Genomic DNA, 2,495 nt, shown 5'->3' on the forward strand with positions numbered 1-2,495 from the left:
TAACTGAGCTGCTGACTACTCAAGCCACGATCGCTGCCATAGTCATTCACGAATTTGTCGCCACTACTCCGAGAATTAGCCACACTCAGCAAGCAAGGCTCAAGGAGATGACCAAAGAAAACAGTAAGGCAGTCCTCAGTGGCTGCCCTTTTTATCGCCTACAGATTTGCTGTTTTGAGTAAACATTGTGTCTACTTTCGGTAGCCATGTTGACTGGAAACGGGAATCGATCGTGGGGTTCACACCTCTACTGTATTAACTGAGCAGGCATCTACTCATTGCGGTTCAGTCTCACGATGCATACGTAGAGGAAGTTGTGAAAAGTTACGGCGCGTTTCTGTTAATTGCTGCACTTTTGCTGCCTGAGCGGATGAGTGCAACTGCGCTAAATTCAATTCAAGTGGTTCAGTTTTATAGCTCAGGCATTAATTCCGAATCGAATTCTGAGAAGCTATTACGCTTTCATCTCCCTAGCCGCCGAGTACCAGGAGGAACTCGTTAGAAAGGGGCCTGGGGAGAAATAAAGTGGAATAGACGTGACGGCTGTCTAGAGACTGGCAAGATGCCGATTCCGCAGAATTGCATCTTATTTAATCCGCAATCCTGAGTAGCTCACTTTGGCACCGATATTCTAATTCATGAGGGTTTGCGAGCCACGTGATACGCCCAATTGCAGCCGAGCGTCTCCGATCGCTGCGTCCTTAAAAATTGCTATAACTTGCCCATAGGCTGAGTCAGTTCGCAAAGAACTCTCCCCCTGTACAAGAACGCTAACAAAACTTCACTGAAAGTAGCAGTGCGAGCTGGTAAAGCGACTGTAAGAGTAACTATAAATCTGACTACGATCGTCTGGTAAGGGGTGCATCGTGGCGTTTGTCGAGAAAAATGCTTCAAACCATTTGCGGGCGCATCCTTACAAACCGGGTCTCAACCCCTATGCCTGTTCTGACTCACTCTGCCTACGATCGTGCTACGACCCGTTCCCTAGCCTATGACTGTGTTGGCACAATAGGGTAGCCCCTCATTCTTGTTCTCTGCCCTGCCCTGAAACTAGTCCTCATGTATGCTCAGCATGTTTAACGCAACCGAACTCCTAATCGAAGACTTTGTTAGCAAGCTCAAGGAAGGATACCGTCGCACCTACGGCGGCTTAAAGTCCGACTATGAGGACATCATCGCGTGGGTTGGCGGCATGGCAATGGAGAACATTGCCAACAGCGACGCCCTTTACCACAACGTCGAGCACTCGATTCTGGTAGCGCTGGTGGGGCAGGAGCTTTTGCGCGGCAAGCACATTCGAGAGGGTGGCGTCTCCTGCGATGACTGGCTGCACTTCATTATTTCTCTCGTGTGCCATGACATTGGCTATGTCAAAGGCGTCTGTCGGCAAGACCGAGACGGGATGTACGCCACGGGACGCGACGGCACGATGATTTCCTTACCGCCCGGTTCTACCGATGCGGGATTAACGCCGTATCACGTCGATCGGGCAAAGCTCTTTGTTGAGGAGCGGTTCGGTGGTCACAAGCTGATCGATGCTGAGGTCGTCAAGCGCAATATCGAACTGACGCGCTTCCCAGTTCCCACCGTCGAAGATCACCAAGATACAGTCAACTATCCTGGCTTAATCCGCGCCTCTGATTTGATCGGGCAGCTTAGCGACCCGCGCTATTTGAAGAAGATCAGCGCGTTGTTCTACGAGTTTGAGGAAACGGGCGTCAACAAAGCGCTGGGCTATCAGCACCCGGGCGACCTGCGCAAAAATTATTCCAAGTTCTACTGGCACGGCGTGTATCCCTACATCAAGGAGGCGCTGCACTATCTGTCGCTGACGCAGCAGGGTAAGCAGATTATCGCCAATCTTTACTCGAATGTGTTTGTCGTGGAGCACGAGAAATCGGACGAGTAAGAGAATTTCTCGCAGGCTGTCTTCATCCCGCCACCTCGCAGGATACTTTTCCTGTTGCCTTGGGCAAAGTTAGTGTATTCAGCCTCGCGGCTGGATAGATAATTGGGAAGGTCACTGGAATCAAGAGCGAGCGCTATGACAGGAAACACAAATCCAACCCGGACTGGTGATGCGGCAGGAGAACCAAGAAAGAGCCGCTACGCCCGCACCCCGACAGAGTATGCGGTCCATCTCCTGATCGAGGGAGGGCACCGGGAAGAAGTGCGGTTCGCCACGATTCAAGACTTCCAAAAGTGGTACAGCGGCGAACTAGTGCCGAAATCCAGCTCCAACGATTTCATTACCGTGCCGATCAAGAACGTGCAGGGAGAATACATGGTGCTGCGTCCGTCACGAGTCATAGGCATCCGCGTAGAGCCTGTCTTTAGCTCTAGTGTGGAGCGCTATTAGCGAGTAGCAAATCGCTCTCGCGATCGAACCACACCCCTCTGTACGAAACAATGACTCTCAAGCGCTTTGGCTGGCTAATTGGTGCAGTACTGCTGGTGCTGCCGACTTCCGCCCAAACTCCTCCGACGATCGCGCC

The 2,495-nt window shown here is 51.7% G+C and carries 3 protein-coding genes; all 3 read left to right on the forward strand.

The window, feature by feature from the left end; translation table 11 throughout:
* A partial coding sequence (locus H6F43_RS21940) for a hypothetical protein (RefSeq protein WP_206754526.1) occupies positions 1-182 on the forward strand: 182 nt, incomplete at its 5' end.
* A gap of 890 nt (positions 183-1,072) precedes the next feature.
* Positions 1,073-1,909, forward strand: coding sequence for an Npun_R2479 family HD domain-containing metalloprotein (locus H6F43_RS01280; protein WP_190340214.1), 837 nt, complete (start codon positions 1,073-1,075; stop codon positions 1,907-1,909).
* Positions 1,910-2,044: 135 nt separating this feature from the next.
* Positions 2,045-2,359, forward strand: coding sequence for a hypothetical protein (locus tag H6F43_RS01285; protein WP_347272358.1), 315 nt, complete (start codon positions 2,045-2,047; stop codon positions 2,357-2,359).
* Positions 2,360-2,495 lie beyond the last annotated feature (136 nt).

This window comes from Leptolyngbya sp. FACHB-36 (assembly GCF_014695955.1).
In the GTDB taxonomy this organism is placed as follows: domain Bacteria; phylum Cyanobacteriota; class Cyanobacteriia; order Leptolyngbyales; family Leptolyngbyaceae; genus FACHB-36.